The 16,266-nt window shown below is 70.1% G+C and carries 15 protein-coding genes; 9 read left to right on the forward strand and 6 right to left on the reverse strand.

What is annotated here, in order from left to right:
- The first annotated feature begins 155 nt into the window (after positions 1-155).
- Together miaB and Y710_RS06375 are read left to right on the forward strand one after the other, a co-directional pair.
- The gene (miaB, locus tag Y710_RS06370; RefSeq protein ID WP_006896267.1) at positions 156-1,721 is read left to right on the forward strand and encodes a tRNA (N6-isopentenyl adenosine(37)-C2)-methylthiotransferase MiaB; all 1,566 of its coding nucleotides are present in this window, start codon (positions 156-158) and stop codon (positions 1,719-1,721) included.
- Positions 1,697-2,425 carry an Rv2732c family membrane protein gene (locus Y710_RS06375; RefSeq protein ID WP_231875688.1) on the forward strand — a complete coding sequence of 243 codons (729 nt, stop codon included), beginning with the start codon at positions 1,697-1,699 and terminating at the stop codon, positions 2,423-2,425. The genes miaB and Y710_RS06375 overlap by 25 nt, the downstream gene beginning before the upstream one ends.
- 60 nt (positions 2,426-2,485) lie before the next feature.
- Here Y710_RS06375 and Y710_RS06380 read toward each other — a convergent pair whose 3' ends face one another.
- Positions 2,486-3,865, reverse strand: a complete 1,380-nt coding sequence (locus tag Y710_RS06380) for a DUF349 domain-containing protein (RefSeq protein WP_006896269.1) — start codon at positions 3,863-3,865, stop codon at positions 2,486-2,488.
- A gap of 201 nt (positions 3,866-4,066) precedes the next feature.
- Between Y710_RS06380 and Y710_RS06385 the strand changes: the two genes are divergently transcribed.
- From Y710_RS06385 to hflX, 4 genes are all read left to right on the forward strand, one after another.
- Positions 4,067-4,879, forward strand: coding sequence for a class III extradiol ring-cleavage dioxygenase family protein (locus Y710_RS06385; RefSeq protein WP_039867390.1), 813 nt, complete (start codon positions 4,067-4,069; stop codon positions 4,877-4,879).
- Positions 4,876-5,784: a tRNA (adenosine(37)-N6)-dimethylallyltransferase MiaA gene (gene miaA / locus Y710_RS06390; protein ID WP_006896271.1), complete on the forward strand. Its 909-nt coding sequence runs from the start codon at positions 4,876-4,878 to the stop codon at positions 5,782-5,784. Before Y710_RS06385 ends, miaA begins: the two co-directional genes overlap by 4 nt.
- Positions 5,784-6,698 carry a diaminopimelate epimerase gene (gene dapF / locus Y710_RS06395; protein ID WP_006896272.1) on the forward strand — a complete coding sequence of 305 codons (915 nt, stop codon included), beginning with the start codon at positions 5,784-5,786 and terminating at the stop codon, positions 6,696-6,698. The genes miaA and dapF overlap by 1 nt, the downstream gene beginning before the upstream one ends.
- Positions 6,699-6,761: 63 nt before the next feature.
- The gene (hflX, locus tag Y710_RS06400; protein ID WP_045540414.1) at positions 6,762-8,240 is read left to right on the forward strand and encodes a GTPase HflX; all 1,479 of its coding nucleotides are present in this window, start codon (positions 6,762-6,764) and stop codon (positions 8,238-8,240) included.
- A 13-nt stretch (positions 8,241-8,253) separates the two neighbouring features.
- Here the strand turns inward: hflX and Y710_RS06405 are convergent, their stop codons facing one another.
- From Y710_RS06405 to Y710_RS06420, 4 genes are all read right to left on the reverse strand, one after another.
- Entirely contained in the window at positions 8,254-8,511 is a 258-nt protein-coding gene (locus Y710_RS06405) for an HPr family phosphocarrier protein (protein ID WP_006896274.1), read from the reverse strand.
- A gap of 56 nt (positions 8,512-8,567) precedes the next feature.
- On the reverse strand, positions 8,568-10,631 hold the full coding sequence (locus Y710_RS06410; protein WP_006896275.1) for a PTS fructose transporter subunit IIABC: 2,064 nt from the start codon (positions 10,629-10,631) through the stop codon (positions 8,568-8,570).
- 96 nt (positions 10,632-10,727) lie between these two features.
- Positions 10,728-11,675 carry a 1-phosphofructokinase family hexose kinase gene (locus Y710_RS06415; RefSeq protein ID WP_006896276.1) on the reverse strand — a complete coding sequence of 316 codons (948 nt, stop codon included), beginning with the start codon at positions 11,673-11,675 and terminating at the stop codon, positions 10,728-10,730.
- Entirely contained in the window at positions 11,672-12,442 is a 771-nt protein-coding gene (locus Y710_RS06420) for a DeoR/GlpR family DNA-binding transcription regulator (protein WP_006896278.1), read from the reverse strand. Before Y710_RS06420 ends, Y710_RS06415 begins: the two co-directional genes overlap by 4 nt.
- A 139-nt stretch (positions 12,443-12,581) precedes the next feature.
- Here Y710_RS06420 and Y710_RS06425 point away from each other — a divergent pair, with 139 nt between their 5' ends.
- Positions 12,582-14,300 carry a putative PEP-binding protein gene (locus Y710_RS06425; protein WP_006896279.1) on the forward strand — a complete coding sequence of 573 codons (1,719 nt, stop codon included), beginning with the start codon at positions 12,582-12,584 and terminating at the stop codon, positions 14,298-14,300.
- A gap of 26 nt (positions 14,301-14,326) precedes the next feature.
- Here the strand turns inward: Y710_RS06425 and lexA are convergent, their stop codons facing one another.
- Positions 14,327-14,986, reverse strand: coding sequence for a transcriptional repressor LexA (gene lexA, locus Y710_RS06430; protein WP_231650344.1), 660 nt, complete (start codon positions 14,984-14,986; stop codon positions 14,327-14,329).
- 183 nt (positions 14,987-15,169) lie between these two features.
- On the opposite strand from lexA, the gene Y710_RS19055 reads away from it, so the two are divergent.
- Together Y710_RS19055 and nrdR are read left to right on the forward strand one after the other, a co-directional pair.
- Complete coding sequence (locus Y710_RS19055; protein ID WP_231875689.1) at positions 15,170-15,790, forward strand: LysM peptidoglycan-binding domain-containing protein; 621 nt, start codon at positions 15,170-15,172, stop codon at positions 15,788-15,790.
- Positions 15,791-15,812: 22 nt separating this feature from the next.
- Entirely contained in the window at positions 15,813-16,262 is a 450-nt protein-coding gene (nrdR, locus tag Y710_RS06440; protein ID WP_006896283.1) for a transcriptional regulator NrdR, read from the forward strand.
- The last annotated feature ends 4 nt before the right edge of the window (positions 16,263-16,266 follow it).

Below are 16,266 nucleotides of genomic sequence, written 5' to 3' on the forward strand. Positions count from 1 at the left end.
CGTTCGTGTCGGGCATGACTAACAAACTAGTTGTGACGCGCGTCGCCGCACGGGTTCTTTCGCATGTTCCCGCGTGTCGCCGCGCGGAACCGGACATGCCGGCGATGCGGTACGTGTGACGCGGACGGATTTGCCCCGCCACGTAACCTTGAGATGTGAGTGTTGAGGCCCTGGGAGAGACGACGACCGAGGATGCGGCGACGGCGCCGCGCTCCTATTCGGTCCGTACCTACGGATGTCAGATGAACGTGCACGACTCCGAACGGATCGCGGGCCTCCTCGAAGACGCGGGCTATGTGGCCGCCGACGACGGCGACGACGCCGATCTGGTGGTCTTCAACACCTGTGCGGTGCGTGAGAACGCGGACAACAAGCTCTACGGCAATCTGTCGCATCTGGCGCCGGTGAAGGCGCGGCGACCCGGGATGCAGATCGCCGTCGGCGGGTGTCTGGCGCAGAAGGACAAGGACACCGTCCGCAGCCGCGCACCCTGGGTGGACGTCGTTTTCGGAACCCACAACATCGGCTCGCTGCCGGTGCTGCTCGAACGGGCCCGCCACAACGACGAGGCGCAGGTCGAGATCCTGGATTCGCTCGAACGATTCCCGTCCACCCTGCCCGCGCGCCGTGATTCGGCGTATTCGGGATGGGTGTCGGTCTCGGTCGGCTGCAACAACACGTGCACCTTCTGCATCGTGCCGTCGCTGCGCGGCAAGGAGGTGGACCGGCGTCCGGGCGACGTTCTCGCCGAGGTGCAGGCACTGGTGGACCAGGGCGTGCTCGAAGTGACCCTGCTGGGCCAGAACGTCAACGCCTACGGGATGTCGTTCGCGGATCCGGACATCCCGCGCAACCGCGGGGCGTTCGCCGATCTGTTGCGCGCGTGCGGCGGCATCGAGGGACTGGAGCGGGTGCGCTTCACCTCGCCGCATCCGGCGGAGTTCACCGACGACGTCATCGCGGCGATGGCTGAGACCCCCAACATCTGCCCGCAGCTGCACATGCCGCTGCAGTCCGGCTCGGACCGAGTCCTCAAGGCCATGCGACGCAGCTACCGCAGAACCAAGTTCCTCGGCATCCTGGACCGCGTCCGCGACGCGATGCCGCACGCCGCCATCACCACCGACATCATCGTCGGTTTCCCCGGCGAGACCGAAGAGGACTTCGCGGAGACGCTCGACGTGGTGGAGCGGGCGCGCTTCTCGAGCGCGTTCACCTTCCAGTACTCGCCGCGACCGGGCACCCCGGCCGCCACCATGCCCGATCAGGTTCCGCCGGAGGTGGTGACCGAGCGGTACCAGCGGCTGATCGCGCTCCAGGAGCGGATCTGTCTGGAGGGCAACACGGCGCTGGTCGGGACCGAGGCGGAACTGCTCGTCGTCGCCGACGAGGGACGCAAGAGCTCCTCGACCGGGCGGATGACCGGACGCGCCCGCGACGGACGTCTGGTGCACTTCCTATCGACCGGCGATGCGGACGGTCGGACCGGCGGCATCCGTCCGGGTGATGTCGTGACCACCGTGATCACCGACGCCGCCCCCCATCATCTGATCGCCGACGCCGGGGTGCTCTCGCACCGTCGTACCCGCGCCGGCGATGCGCACGAGGCGGGCACCCTGCCCACCACACCACCCGTCGGCGTCGGGCTCGGGATGCCGTCGATCGGAGTGCAGTCCGTTCCTGAGCCGACGAGCGCATGCGGAACTGGAGGCTGTTCATGAGTAAGAACGATCTGGATACTTTCACTCGATACGAGCACGAGCTCCGAAAGACCGAGAAGAAGGTCGCGGGGGAGATCGACCCCGGTGCCCGGGCCGTGGTGGTCGCCGTATGCGTGCTGCTCGCAATGGTCTCGCTGGTTCTGCCGCATGCCGGCGACGCCACGGGTCTCGACGTGCTGATGATGACCGACAAGGCCACCGCCGAGCACATCAAGCTGCCGTCGGAGATCTTCGTCTACATGCTGGCGATCTTCGGCATCGGCTTCTCGACGCTCGCGTTGATCACCCGTCGCTGGGTGCTCGCCTGGATCGCGCTGGCCGGAACCGCGGTCGACGCGGTGGCGGGCATGCTCGCGATCTGGACCCGGAACACCGTCGGAGTCGACGAGACGGCGTCGCCGTCGGGTGCCGGCGCGGGTCTGCTGCTGGGTTGGGCCGTCGCGATCGTTCTGGTGTTCCACTGGGCCCGAGTGGTGTGGAATCGCAACTCCTACCACCTCGCGCTGGAGCAGGAACGTCGCGCCGAGGCCGCCAACCGCGAAGCCTTCGGACTGTCGCTCCAGCGACCGGTGGCGCCCAGCGCGAAGGCCGCGAGAGCCGACGAAGCGGATTCTGCGGAAGCGGACTCGGCGGAGAATGCCCACACGCAGGGCGACCAGCCTCGGGGCGACCAGACTCCTGAGGGGACCGCGTCGGAGGACTGAGTTCCGGGCCCGGGCTCGGTGCGAACGCACCGCGCCCGGGCCGTCGGGACCTGGTGGGCGTCAGCGATCGGTGAGCGCCGAGTGGGCCGCGCTGGCCCACTCGCGCCACTGCGCGGCCTGTTGCCGCAGCTCCGCGGCCTCACGGTCGCGTCCCGCGGCGGCGGCCTTCTCGGCCTGCTCGTCGAGCTTGTCGGCGCGCTCGGTGAACTGCGCGGCGCGCGCCTGCGCCTCCGGGTCGGTGCGTGCCCAGTCGGCGTCCTCGGCGTCGCGCAGCCGCTTCTCGAGCGCCCGCGCACGGCTCTCGAGTCTGTGCATCTGTTCGCGCGGGACCTTGCCGATCTCGTCCCACTTCTCGCGGAAGGTACGGAACTCGCGCCGCGCGGTCTCCAGATCGGCCGCCGGATCGATCTTCGCCTCGGCCTCGTCGAGCAGTGCGGTCTTGGCCTTCGCGTTCTCCGCGAACTCGGCGTCACGCTCGGAGTTCACCGCGTTGCGGGCCTGGAAGAAGACATCCTGTGCGGCCTTGAACCGGAGCCAGAGCGCCTCGTCGGTGTCGCGCGGTGCGCGACCGGCGGCCTTCCATTCGGCCAGGAGTTCGCGGAACTTGGCCGCCGTGGGGCCCCAGTCGGTGGAGTCCGACAGCGCCTCGGCTTCGGCGATCAGTTCCTCCTTGCGCGCCTTGGCTCCCGCCCGTTCGCGGTCGAGTTCGGCGAAGTGCGCACCGCGACGCCGGTTGAACGCGTCCCGCGCTTTCGAGTAACGCCGCCACAGCGCATCGTCGGTCTTGCGGTCGATGCCCTTGATCGTCTTCCACTCGTCCAGGATCGCCCGGAGCCGGTCGCCGCCCGCCTTCCACGAGGTGCTCTCGCTCCCGATGTGCTCGGCTTCGGCCGCCAGCGCCTCCTTGCGTTCGATCGCCGAGACACGGGCCGACTCGCGCAGGTCCTTGACCTCCTGCGCCACATCGTCGGCGCCGGAGACGATCACCTCCAGACGGGCCGCCAGGCTGTCGACGTCACCGATGACCTGTGCGTCGGGGAGTTCGGCGAGCAGATGCGCCGCCGACGCCTGAGTCTTCCTGGGGTCGCCGGAACGGGCGGTGAGACGCTCCTCGAGGATCTCCACTTCAGTGGCCAGGTCGGCGAACTTCCGGGAGAAGTGCGCGAGGCCCTCTTCGACGGTCCCGGCCTGCCACGAGCCGATCTGGCGCTCGCCGCTCGCAGTCTTGAGCCACACCGCACCGCTCGAATCGATCCGGCCGAACTCGTTCGGATCACCCACCGGCACCGGATGGACCGGTACCGCCGGGGTCGGGCCGCCGACTGCGGGCCGGGGGACCGGACGCGGCCGAGGGCCAGGCTTCGGTCCCGGCTTCGGGCCGGGCTTGGGGGCCGACGGGCCGTTCGAGGCCGGGTTGCTCGAGTCGGGCGAGTTGATCATGCGTGTACCTCTTGAATCGTCTTCGCCGCGCGTCACGGCTGCCAGATCACTGCGTGGTTCATTCACTACGAGGTTCATTCAAGCAGGCACGGCGACGGTTGTGGGCGCGGCCTGCAACATTGCCTCCCACATCGAGGCCGGGACGCCGCCGGTGCCGGGCCCGAACCGATGTTCCGCGCGCGCACCGGTAGCGTCGAGACCGTGCTAGCCCTGGTTGCGATAGTCCCGAGCGCTCCGCTGCTCGTCCCCGAACTGGCCGGTCCGGCCGCCACCGACACCGAACCCGTACGCGCGGCCGTGCGTGCGGTGGCGAAGCGGCTCGGCAGCGCGGCCGATCGGTGGATCGCACTCGGCGCAGCCGATCGCGCCGGCTCCGCCGGTGCCACGGACTACCGCAGCTGCGGCGACTTCGGCGGATACGGTGTGCCGCACCCGGTACGACTCGGCGGTCCGCCGACCGAGGGCGCGCCGCTGCCCCTGTCGATGCTGATCGCGGGGTGGGTCCGCGGTGAGGCCGACGGCGGCGGAGAGCGGATCACGGTGACGCCGTGGGTGGTGGATCCGGAGTGGTCGCCGGACCAGTGCGCGGCAGCCGGACTGGAACTCGCGCGCGCCCTGTCCGACGGCGGCGATCCCGACAGCGACGATCCCGACAGCGGCGATCCCGACAGCGGCGACCGGGTGGGACTTCTGGTGGTGGCCGACGGCTGCACCGCGTTGTCGCCGGGCGCTCCGGGCGGCGGCGAGCGGCCCTCGGCGATCGCGCTTCAGCGGCGGATCGACGACGCGCTCGCCCGCGCGGACACCGGCGCACTGGCCGCCCTCGACGCGGACGCGTGCGCCGCGGAGGGAGTCGGAGGCAGGGCCGCATGGCAGGTCCTGGCGGCCGCCTGCGGCGGTCCCGCGGCCGATGTCGCTGTGTCTGATGTCGCAGCGGCAGAGGTGTTGTATCGCGATGCCCCGTTCGGGGTCGGTTACACCGTCGCCGTCTGGTCGCCGGGGGCGCCGCGGTGACCCTCGCACCCATCGCCGTCATCGGCCCGACGGCCAGCGGCAAATCAGAACTCGCCCTCGATCTCGCCGAACACTTCGGCGGCGAGATCGTCAACGTCGACGCGATGCAGCAGTACCGCGGGATGGACATCGGCACCGCCAAGCTTCCCGTCGCCGAACGGCGGGGGATACCGCACCACCAGATCGATGTCCTCGACGTCACCGAGACCGCCACCGTCGCCCGCTACAAGTCCGCGGCGACGGCAGACGTCGAAGCGCTTCTCGCATCGGGCCGGCTGCCGGTCATCGTCGGCGGGTCGATGATGTACATCCAGGGCCTGCTCGACGATTGGGAGTTCCCGTCGACCGATCCCGCGGTGCGGGCGAAGTACGAGGCGCTGCTCACCGAGATCGGGCCGTTGGCTCTCCACCGCAGGCTGGCCGAGGTCGACCCGGCCGCCGCGGCCACCATCCTGGACTCGGACGGCAGGCGCATCGTGCGCGCCCTCGAGGTGGTCGAGATCACCGGGGAGCCGTTCGCGGCGTCGGCGCCGTCGATCGGTGAACCGCGGTGGGGGACCCGCATCCTGACCCTCGACCGAGAGAAGGAGGCCCTCGACGAGCGGATCCGGTTGCGCACCGCGGCGATGTTCGACGCCGGCCTTGTCGACGAGGTGCGAGCACTGTGCGAGAGCGGCCTGCGGGAGGGACGGACGGCCTCGCGGGCGATCGGCTATGCACAGGTCATCGAGTATCTCGACGGCGTCTACGACCTCGATCAGGCGCAGGAGCGTACTTTCTTCGGCACGCGACGGTACGTGCGCCGGCAGCGGTCGTGGTTCCGGCGCGACCCGCGCGCGGTGTGGCTCGACGCCGCCGATCCCGCCCTGCTGGAGAATGCGCTCCGCGCGCTCCGCGTAGCCTGATGGGAGTGAAGAACTCTCCGGCGCTGACCTTCGTCAAAGGGCATGGCACCCAGAACGACTTCGTGATCCTGCCCGATCCTCAGGCACAGATCGAACTGACCGAGGACCTCGTCGTCGCCCTCTGCGACCGCCGGCGGGGACTCGGTGCCGACGGCGTTCTGCGCGTCGCGACCGCCGGATCGCTGGTGGCCGAACAGGTGCTGGAACGGCTACCCGAGGGCGTTTCGGGCGTGGACTGGTTCATGGACTATCGCAACGCCGACGGTTCGATCGCGGAGATGTGCGGCAACGGTGTGCGCGTGTTCGCGCACTACTGCCGGACCGAAGGGCTCGTCGACACCGATGCGTTCACCGTCGGTTCGCGCGCCGGGGCCCGTCCGGTCACCGTGCACTCGGCCGACGACGCCGACGCCGACGTGAGTGTCTCGATGGGACCGGTGGCGCTGCGCGGTCCGAGCGAGGTCCGCATCGCGGGTACGACGCTGACGGGCGAGGCCGTCGACGTCGGCAACCCTCACCTGGCCTGCGTGGTCGACGGACTGACGCCCGAACGGCTCGCGACACTGGATCTCACCACCGGCGCCGAGCTGGACTCGGCGCTGTTTCCGGACGGGGCGAACGTCGAGATCCTCACCCCGCTGACCCCGGGCGGCCCGACCCCGGCCGACGAGGCCGACTTCCATGCGCACATGCGAGTGTTCGAGCGGGGCGTCGGGGAGACCCGATCGTGCGGTACCGGCCTGGTGGCCGCCGCAGCGGCTGCGCTGTCGGGGGCCGGCAGAGACTCGGGGTCGGTCGCGGTCACAGTGCCGGGCGGCGACGTGCTGGTCACTGTCGGCGACGGCTCGGCCGTCCTGCGCGGCCCGTCTCGGCTGGTGGCCCGCGGCCGGCTCGTCGCGGGCTGGGCCGACTGAGCGGGCACCCGCGGGAAATCCGGATGCGTTCCGGTGCCGGTCGGGGGCACAATGGATGTACATATGACTGAACTGACCAAAGAATCTGCATTGGACGAATCCGCCGACGACCGGTCCGCCGAGGAGGTCCCGGGGCTCTCGGAGCGTGGACGCCCGGGCGAACCCACGGTGGGCGAACTCCAGCTCGACGAGCGTGCCTCGCTGCAACGCGTCGTCGGCCTGTCGACCGAACTCGAGGACGTCACCGAGGTCGAGTACCGCCGCCTCCGGTTGGAGCAGGTCGTCCTCGTGGGCGTCTGGACCACCGGGAGCGTCGCCGCGGCCCGCGCCAGCATGGCCGAACTCGCCGCGCTCGCCGAGACTGCCGGATCGCAGGTGCTCGACGCCCTGATCCAGCGCCGTGGCAAACCTGATCCGGCCACCTATCTCGGCTCCGGCAAGGCCGAGGAACTCCGCGAAGTGGTGGTCGCCAGCGGAGCCGACACCGTGATCTGCGACGGTGAGCTGACTCCCGCCCAGCTGACGGCGCTGGAGAAGGTCGTCAAGGTGAAGGTGATCGACCGCACCGCGCTCATCCTCGACATCTTCGCCCAGCACGCCACCTCGCGTGAGGGCAAGGCGCAGGTGGCGCTGGCGCAGATGGAGTACATGCTTCCCCGGCTGCGCGGCTGGGGCGAGTCGATGTCGCGCCAGGCAGGTGGCCGCGCCGGCAGCAACGGCGGCGTGGGCCTGCGTGGCCCCGGTGAGACGAAGATCGAAACCGACCGCAGGCGGATCCGCGAGCGAATGGCCAAGCTGCGCAAGGAGATTCGCGGGATGAAGACGGCTCGGACGGTGAAGCGCGCGGCGCGCCGCCGGGGCGGTGTACCGGCCCTGACGGTGGTCGGCTACACCAATGCCGGCAAGTCGAGCCTGGTGAACGCGATGACCGGCTCGGGAGTCCTCGTGCAGGACGCACTGTTCGCGACGCTCGATCCGACCACCCGCCGCGCGCAGCTCGCCGACGGGCACGAGGTGGTCTTCACCGACACCGTCGGCTTCGTCCGGCATCTGCCCACCCAGCTGGTCGAGGCGTTCCGGTCGACACTGGAGGAGGCCGTCGACGCCGATCTGCTCGTCCACGTGGTGGACGGGTCAGACCCGTTCCCGGCCAACCAGATCTCGGCCGTCCGCCAGGTGTTGGGGGAGGTGCTCGCCGAAGAGGACCGCCCCGCGCCGCCGGAGATGCTGGTCGTCAACAAGATCGACGCCGTCGACGGCGTGACCATGACGGCGCTGCGGGCCGAGTATCCGGATGCGCAGTTCGTCTCGGCCCGGACCGGTGAGGGGCTCGACGGGCTCTTCGCCGCGATCACCGACTTCCTGCAGCGAGACGATGTGGACGCCGTCCTGCAGGTGCCGTTCGCCCGCGGAGAGGTGATCTCCCGGCTCCACCAGCACGCGCACGTGCTCGACACGGAGCACAACGCCGAAGGCACCCGCCTGCATGTGCGGATGCCTTCTGCGCTCGCGGCCGAGTACAGCGATCTGACCGTCGCCTGACGGTCTCGCCCGGCTACTCGGCGTCGAGATCCTTGGCGACCAGTGCCGCGATCTGATCGACCGCGGCCTGGTCGTCGCTTTCGACGGTGACCGAGGCGCCCTTCTCCGCGCCGAGGGTCATGATCATCAGCGCGCTGCCCGCGTCGACCGGATCACCGCCGGCGGCGAGCGTCACCGGGACGCCGAGAGCGGTGGCCGCGTCGGCGATGATGGCGGCGGGACGAGCGTGCAGACCGACGGCCGATCCGACGGTGACGGTGGTGCTGGGCATGGACGTGCCTTTCTTTCGGTGTGACGGCCCGAGCTGCGTGCTCGGGCCCGGGTGTTTCAGGCGGCCTCGGCGGGGATCGGCGTGCGCTCCCGGCTGGGCTGGTACTGCTTGGCGGCGAGGACGGCGACGGCGGAGACGATCACGCCCGCCACGATAGCGATCAGGAACTTCCACCACGTGCCGTTCATCGCGAAGAGGACGAACACGCCCCCGTGGGGTGCCCGGCACTGGACGCTCAACGCCATCGACAGCGCTCCGGTGACCGCACCGCCCAGCATCATGGACGGGATCACGCGGAACGGATCGGCGGCGGCGAACGGGATCGCGCCCTCGGAGATGAACGACGCGCCCAGCAGCCAGGCGGCCTTGCCGTTCTCGCGCTCCGGTTCGGTGAACGTCGACGGTCGGAGGGTGGTCGCCAGCGCCATCGCCAGCGGCGGAACCATGCCTGCGGCCATCACCGCGGCCATGATCTCCCACTGTGCGACGCCCGCGCCGGCGAGTCCGAGGCCGGCGACGCCGAAGGCGTACGCCGCCTTGTTGACCGGTCCGCCCAGATCGAAGCACATCATCAGGCCGATCACGATGCCGAGGATCACCTTGGAACTGCCGGACATCGAGTTGAGCCAGTCCTCGAGCGAGGTGTTGATCCACGACAGCGGACGGGCCAGCAGAGCGAACATGATGAAGCCGGTGACGAGCGTGCCCACCAGCGGAATGATGACGACCGGTTGCAGTCCGCGCGCCCACTGGGGCAGCGGCAGCCGGGAGAGCCAGAGGGCGACGACGCCGGCCAGCAGACCACCGACGAGACCGCCGATGAAGCCGGCGTTCACGGCGACGGCGATCAGACCCGCGGTGAATCCGGGAGCGAGACCGGGCCGGTCGGCGATCGCGTAGGCGATGTAGCCGGCCAGGACCGCCACCATGAGCCCGATCGCCAGATTGCCGATCGCGAAACTCACTCCGCCGAGATACTGCATGAGCCCGCCCGGCGGCAGATCCCAGAGACTGTAGTGCAGTGCGTAGTACAGTCCGTCCGAGGTGCCCTCCTGCACCGTCGAACTGCCGATCTCGTAGCCGGCCAGCAGGAAGCCGAGCGCCATCAGCAGACCGCCCGCGGCGACGAACGGGATCATGTAGCTGACACCGGTCAGCAGAGCCTGCTTGAGCTGACCTCCGATGCCCACACGGGAGGCCGCGGGCGCCTGCGCGCCGGCGTTCGCATCCCCGGCGACGGTGGCGGCCCGGGGATCTCGCGCCGTGCGGACCGCCTCGGCGATCATCGCATCGGGTTCGTTGATCGCGCGTTTGACGCCGGAGGCGACCACCGGCTTGCCGACGAACCGGTCGCGGCCCTTGACGCCCACATCCGTCGCGAAGACCACCACGTCCGCGGCGGCGATCACATCGGGGGCGAAGGGCGTCGAACCGGTCGACCCCTGGGTCTCCACCGCGAACTCCACGCCGGCGCGTTCGGCGGCGAGCTTGAGGGCGTCGGCGGCCATGTAGGTGTGCGCGATCCCGGTGGGGCACGCGGTGACGGCGACGATCCGAGTGGTCCCGGGCTCGGCCGCTGGGGATTCGGTGGTCGGGGTCTCAGTTGCCGGGGTCTCAGTTGCCGGGGTCGCTGCGGGGGTCGCTGCGGCCGGGGCAGGGGCCGGCTTGCCCTCGACGGCCTCGTTGACCAGATCGACGACGGCGGCGGCGTCGGGCGCCGCGCGCAGGGCGGCGACGAAGTCGGGCCGCACGAGGGCGCGCGCCAGCGAACTGAGCACCTTCATGTGCTCGCCGGCGGCTCCCTCCGGTGCCGCGATCAGGAAGACGATGTCGGCGGGCCCGTCCGGAGCACCGAATTCTGCCTTTCGCGTCAGGCGTGCCATGGCGAGGGTGGCGGTGGTGACGGAGGCGACGCGTGCGTGCGGGATCGCGATGCCTCCGGGAAGCCCGGTCGCGGATTTGCGTTCGCGTGCCATAGCGGCCTCGGCGAGCTCGGCCGGGTCGGTGCAGCGGCCGGCGTTTGCGACCAGACCGGCGAGCGCGGCGATGACACTGTCCGCATCAGCGCCGGCGTCACCGTCGAGCAGGACCAGCTCCGGCGTGATGATCTGTTGGGACATGATGGCTCCCTCGGTGATTCTGGGGGGGTCGGGATTCTGGGGGTCGGGGATTCGGGGACTCGGAGATTCTGGGTGTCGGGGTTCTTCGCGGACGGATCAGGACAGCCGGGAGACGGACACACCCGCTTCGTCGAGCAGATCCGGAGTGGGCGGCGTGGTGCCCGGCAGTGCTGCGGCCGCCGAGCCGTGAGCGACGGCACTGCGCAGGAGCCCGGCCTCGTCGGCACCGCGCAGGTGCGCGATCAGATAACCGGCGAGTGAGGCGTCGCCCGCGCCGACGGTGCTGCGGACCGCGACAGCCGGCGCGGTGGCGAACCATATGCCGTCCGGGGTGGTCAGGAGAGCGCCGGCCGCGCCCAGCGTGGTCAGCACCGTCCCGCCGGTCCGGTCGGCGAGTGTTCGGGAGGCGGCCGCTGCGACGCTGGGATCACCCTGCGCCGCAGACCTCTCCATGCCGGCCGGATCGTCGCCGGTGAGTTCGGCGAGCTCATCGGAGTTCGGCTTCAGCAGTGCCGGACGGGCGGCGGCCACCGCGGCCAGGGGTGCGCCGGACGTGTCGACGGCCACCCGACAGTGCAGCGACGCCGTCGCGGCGAGTACCTGCGCGTACCAGTCGTCGGGGAGGCCGGGCGGCAGCGAGCCGCACAGAGCGAGCCAGTCCGCTCCCTCGGCACGGGCCATGATCGTGGTGCGCAGCGCGGCCGCGGCCTCGGCGGAGACGGCCGTTCCGGCGTCGTTGATCTTGGTGGTGGTGCCGTCCGGTTCGGCGACGGTCAGGTTGGTCCGGACCGTCCCGTCCGCCGACACCGCCTGGTGCGGAAGGGCCACGGCGCGCAGGCTGTCGATGAACGGGTCGTCGGCGCGGGCGGGCAGGACGGCCAGTGTGGGAAGGCCGGCGGCCCGCACCACCCGTGCGACGTTGATTCCCTTGCCGCCCGGTTGGTCGACGACGCGGGCCGCACGGTGCACCTCGCCCCTCCGGAGCGGTCCGGCGAGCTCGATCGTACGGTCGGTGCTCGGATTGGCGGTGACGGTGACGATCATGCGATCACCACCTCGATCTCGTGGGCGCGCAGTTCGTCGGCGAAGGCCGAGTCGATCCCGGCGTCGGTCACGAGGACATCGACGTCCTCCAGGGTTCCGAAGCTCATCAGTTCCTCCCGGTTGATCTTGGACGAGTCGGCGAGGACCACCGTCGTCGTGCAGGCCGCGATCATGGCGCGTTTGGTGGCGGCCTCGTCGGCGTCGGGTGTCGACAGACCGTGCTCGAGCGACAGACCGTTGGTGCCGAGGAAGCCGACCGACGCACGGATGCGCGAGAGTCGCTCGATCGCGTCGGCGCCGACGGAGGCACCGGTCTTGGGCCGGAGTCTGCCGCCGGTCAGCAGCACCCCGGAGCCGGGCAACTCCGCCACCACCTCGGCGATCTGCACGCTGTTGGTGACGCAGGTCAAGCGGGCGTCGACGGGGATGGATAGAGCCAACTGCAGAGTGGTGGTCCCGGCGTCGATCACGATGGAACCGCCGTCGGCGGGCAGGAATGCCAGCGCAGCGGCACCGATGGCGCTCTTCTCGCCTCGGTGGGTCTCCTCCCGAACCACCAGATCAGGTTCGTCGACCACTGCGGCGACGTCGAGGCGTACGGCTCCGCCGTGGACGCGCACCAGATGGCCGCTGCGAGCGAGAATAGCCAGGTCGCGGCGCACGGTCTCGCCGGTCACGGAGAAGCGCGCGGCGAGATCGGCTACGGAGACGCGGCCGCGCAGGCGGACCTCGTTCGCGATCGCCGACTGGCGTTCCTCCGCGTACATCTGCTCTCCCGACTGTCCGATCTCATGCAACGATGGGGATCGTGCAAAGATGTGGATCTGTGTTGATTTGGTTGGTTACGCATCTTTGTTTACATGGGTACGTGTTGACACGTCAAGGACTTTCTGTAATCTTTCTCACATGACCGAGGTGACTTCTCCCGTGCCTGCCGAGAACCCGTTCCGCGCCGACGTCATCGTCTCCGGTACTCCGGTGGTCGGTGGCCTCGCGTACGGACCGATCATCAGACCCGCACCGCGACCCGGCTTCGACGCCATCGACGACTCTCCCGTTCCGGAGGAGCTCCGCGACGCAGAGATGGAGCGTTTCACCGCCGCCGCCGGAGTGGTGGCCGACCGGCTGGCCGACCGGGCCTCCCACAGCACCGGCGTCGCGGCCGAGGTCCTGACTGCCACGGCCGGTCTCGCGCGCGATCGCGGGTGGGCGACGGCCGCGGGCAAGTCGATTGCGCAGGGCGTTCGAGCGCCGCTCGCCGCGATCGCGGCCACCGAGCAGTTCGTGGAGATGTTCACCAAGCTCGGCGGCCTCATGGCTGAACGGGTCACCGATCTGTTGGACGTCCGAGACCGCGTCGTCGCCGAACTCCTCGGGCTCTCGGAGCCGGGCATCCCCGTGCCGGACGTACCGTCGATTCTGCTCGCCGACGACCTCGCGCCCGCCGACACCGCGGGTCTGGACCCGGCACGCGTCATCGGGCTGGGCATGCGGCTCGGCGGCCCCAGCAGCCACACGGCGATCATTGCTCGCCAACTCGGTATTCCGTGCGTGGTCGCCGCCGCTGAACTCGATGAGATCCCCTCCGGAGCCATGGGCTACGTGGACGGGGACGCGGGAACGGTGGGGGCCGCCCCGGACGCCGGACTCATCTCGGACGCCGTGACGGCCGCGGCGACGCGGGCGGCCGAGACGGCGGCCTGGCGCGGGCCGGGCCGCACGGCGGACGGGCACGCGGTCGCGATCCTGGCCAACGTGGCCGACGGCGTGTCCGCTCGGTCGGCGGCGCAGGCGCCGGTGGAGGGCGTCGGACTGTTCCGAACCGAACTGGCCTTCCTGGACCGCGCGGCCGAGCCCACCGTCGCCCAGCAGGTAGAGCTCTACCGGGAGGTGATCGACGCCTTTCCCGGGCGCAAGGTGGTGATCCGCACCCTCGACGCGGGCTCGGACAAGCCACTGAAGTTCGTCGCCCACTCCGACGAGCCGAATCCGGCGATGGGAGTCCGCGGCAACCGCATCGTGCAGACGTATCCGGACATCCGCAACAACCAGCTCGATGCGCTGGCGGAGGCGGCGCGCGACGACGGCCGTGCGACGCCGTGGGTGATGGCACCGATGATCGCCACGGTCGACGAGGCGCGCGAATTCGCCGCGCGGGTTCGGGAACGCGGTCTGGTGCCGGGGGTGATGATCGAGGTGCCGTCGGCGGCGATCCTCGCCGACGCGATCCTCGCCGAAGTGGACTTCGTCTCGATCGGCACCAACGACCTGACCCAGTACACGATGGCGGCGGACCGGATGTCGCCGGAGCTGGCGGCGCTCACCGACCCGTGGCAGCCGGCGGTACTCGCGCTGATACAGCGGGTCGGGGACGCCGGTCGGGACCAGGGCAAGCCCGTGGGCGTATGCGGCGAGGCGGCTGCCGATCCGTTGCTGGCATGTGTGCTGGTCGGGATGGGTGTGACGTCGTTGTCGTCCGCGCCTGCGGCGTCGGCCGCGGTGGGACTGAAGCTGGGTACCGTCACCATGGATCAGTGCCGCGATGCGGCGTCCGCCGCGATCGCCGCGACGAGTCCGTCACAGGCGCGCGAGGCGGTTCGCGCGGTTCTGGCCGGCGAGGTGTGATGTCCCGCTGAGGCCGGCCGGGCGCCTCAGATACGGCGCATCACCGTGACGACCTTGCCGAGGATGGCGGCGTCGTCGCCGGGGATGGGCTCGAAATGCTCGTTGTGCGGCATGAGCCAGACGTGACCGTCGGTGCGCTTGAAGGTCTTCACGGTGGCTTCGCCGTCGATCATCGCGGCGACGATGTCACCGTTCTCCGCCACGTTCTGCTGGCGCACGACCACCCAGTCGCCGTCGCAGATCGCCGCGTCGATCATCGATTCGCCGACCACGCGAAGCATGAACAGGGAACCGTCGCCGACCAGTTCGCGCGGCATCGGGAAGACCTCCTCCACGGCCTGTTCGGCGAGAATCGGTCCGCCGGCGGCGATCCGGCCGAGCACCGGAACGAAGGTCGGCGTGGGGAGTGACTCTCCGTCGGCCTCGGCACCGCCCGAGGGCGGTGTCCGCTGATCGTCCCGAACGTTCACCGCACGCGGACGGTGCGGATCGCGCTTGAGAAGGCCGCGGCGCTCGAGCGTGCGGAGCTGATGGGCCACCGACGACGTGGAGGTGAGTCCGACGGCCTCGCCGATCTCACGGATGCTCGGCGGGTAGCCGCGCTCGCGGACCGACTGACGGATGACCTCGAGCACCTCGCGCTGACGCTGGGTCAATGAGGCCTCGAGCGTCGCGGTGGAGAGCATCGGATCGGGCGTGTCGGTCACGGTCGGGCCTTTCGTCAGCTGTGTTCGATCGATGGTCCAAAGGCTAGTTGAGTAGGTCACAAAACTCAAACAATTGTTCGACGCGTGTCGGCGTTTGTCGGACCCCTCGTGTTAACTATCGAACAAGAGTTCTTCGAACACGCGATCGATTGGAGACGAGTCATGAGCACGAGGACGGCACCCGCCCCGACCGGACGCGCCACCGCTGTGCGCTCCACCGCTGCGCACTCCACCGCTGCGCACTCCACTGCTGCGCACTCCACTGCTGTGCACTCCACTGCTGTGCACTCCACTGCGTCGGCGATGACCTGCGACATCCCGGTGGTCCGTGGCTCGCTGGTCCGTGATCGGGGAGTACGCGGAGCGGGGCGAGGCGACTCGAGCGGAACGTGCTTCCCGACCGGCCGCCCCGAGCGGCGTCGCCCGGTCGCGGACCGGCGAGTGATGTTCGATGCGCCGCCGGCCGGCCGGACCGCGCTGTCGCCCGCGGTGTACCGCAGGCGCCGGTGGGCCGGGGCCGCGGTGGTCGGCGGCACCCTCGCCGGCATGGTGTGGCTGCTCGCCCTCGTCGGAGCGGGCTACCAGGATGCGGCGACGCCGGAGTCGCCGGCGGCGACGCACGTGGTGTACGTCCGGTCGGGGGAGTCGCTCACCGCGCTCGCTGAGCGGATCGCTCCGGAGTTGCCGTCCGCGGGCGTCATCGCCCAGCTGCGCGACCTGAACGGCCTCGAGACATCGGGACTGCATGTCGGACAAGCGCTTATCGCCCCGCAGTACGGCTGAGGCGGGCGGGTATTGTCATGGCATGCGCTGCCCGTTCTGCAAGAACGACGACACCCGTGTCGTCGACTCCCGAGTCGCCGACGACGGCCAGGTGATCCGTCGCCGCAGGTCGTGCAATGAATGCGGGCGGCGGTTCAGCACGGTCGAGACGGCTGTGCTGTCCGTGGTGAAGCGCAACGGCATCTCCGAGCCCTTCAGTCGCGAGAAGGTGATGCAGGGCGTGCGCCGCGCCTGCCAGGGCCGTCAGGTGGACGAGGACGCACTGGCGAAGCTTGCGGTGCAGGTGGAGGACACCGTGCGCTCGTCGGGTTCGGCCGAGATACCGAGCAATGAGGTCGGTCTCGCGATCCTCGGTCCGCTGCGCGACCTCGACGAGGTGGCCTATCTGCGGTTCGCCTCGGTCTACCGGTCGTTCGAGTCGGCCGACGACTTCCAGCGCGAGATCGATTCGCTGCGCCGCGACCGTCACTGACACT

The sequence above is a fragment of the Gordonia sp. QH-12 genome, from assembly GCF_001578675.1.
Classification (GTDB): Bacteria; Actinomycetota; Actinomycetes; order Mycobacteriales; family Mycobacteriaceae; genus Gordonia; species Gordonia sihwensis.

Excerpts from the sequence above, each read along its gene's own strand:
- hflX (WP_045540414.1), top strand. The coding sequence starts at position 6,762 with ATGACTGAACTGACCAAAGAATCTGCATTGGACGAATCCGCCGACGAC.
- nrdR (WP_006896283.1), top strand. The coding sequence starts at position 15,813 with ATGCGCTGCCCGTTCTGCAAGAACGACGACACCCGTGTCGTCGACTCC.
- Y710_RS06420 (WP_006896278.1), bottom strand. The coding sequence starts at position 12,442 with ATGTACGCGGAGGAACGCCAGTCGGCGATCGCGAACGAGGTCCGCCTG.
- Y710_RS19055 (WP_231875689.1), top strand. The coding sequence starts at position 15,170 with ATGAGCACGAGGACGGCACCCGCCCCGACCGGACGCGCCACCGCTGTG.
- Y710_RS06405 (WP_006896274.1), bottom strand. The coding sequence starts at position 8,511 with ATGCCCAGCACCACCGTCACCGTCGGATCGGCCGTCGGTCTGCACGCT.
- Y710_RS06380 (WP_006896269.1), bottom strand. The coding sequence starts at position 3,865 with ATGATCAACTCGCCCGACTCGAGCAACCCGGCCTCGAACGGCCCGTCG.
- Y710_RS06410 (WP_006896275.1), bottom strand. The coding sequence starts at position 10,631 with ATGTCCCAACAGATCATCACGCCGGAGCTGGTCCTGCTCGACGGTGAC.
- Y710_RS06415 (WP_006896276.1), bottom strand. The coding sequence starts at position 11,675 with ATGATCGTCACCGTCACCGCCAATCCGAGCACCGACCGTACGATCGAG.
- dapF (WP_006896272.1), top strand. The coding sequence starts at position 5,784 with ATGGGAGTGAAGAACTCTCCGGCGCTGACCTTCGTCAAAGGGCATGGC.
- Y710_RS06425 (WP_006896279.1), top strand. The coding sequence starts at position 12,582 with ATGACCGAGGTGACTTCTCCCGTGCCTGCCGAGAACCCGTTCCGCGCC.
- Y710_RS06375 (WP_231875688.1), top strand. The coding sequence starts at position 1,697 with ATGCGGAACTGGAGGCTGTTCATGAGTAAGAACGATCTGGATACTTTC.
- lexA (WP_231650344.1), bottom strand. The coding sequence starts at position 14,986 with ATGCTCTCCACCGCGACGCTCGAGGCCTCATTGACCCAGCGTCAGCGC.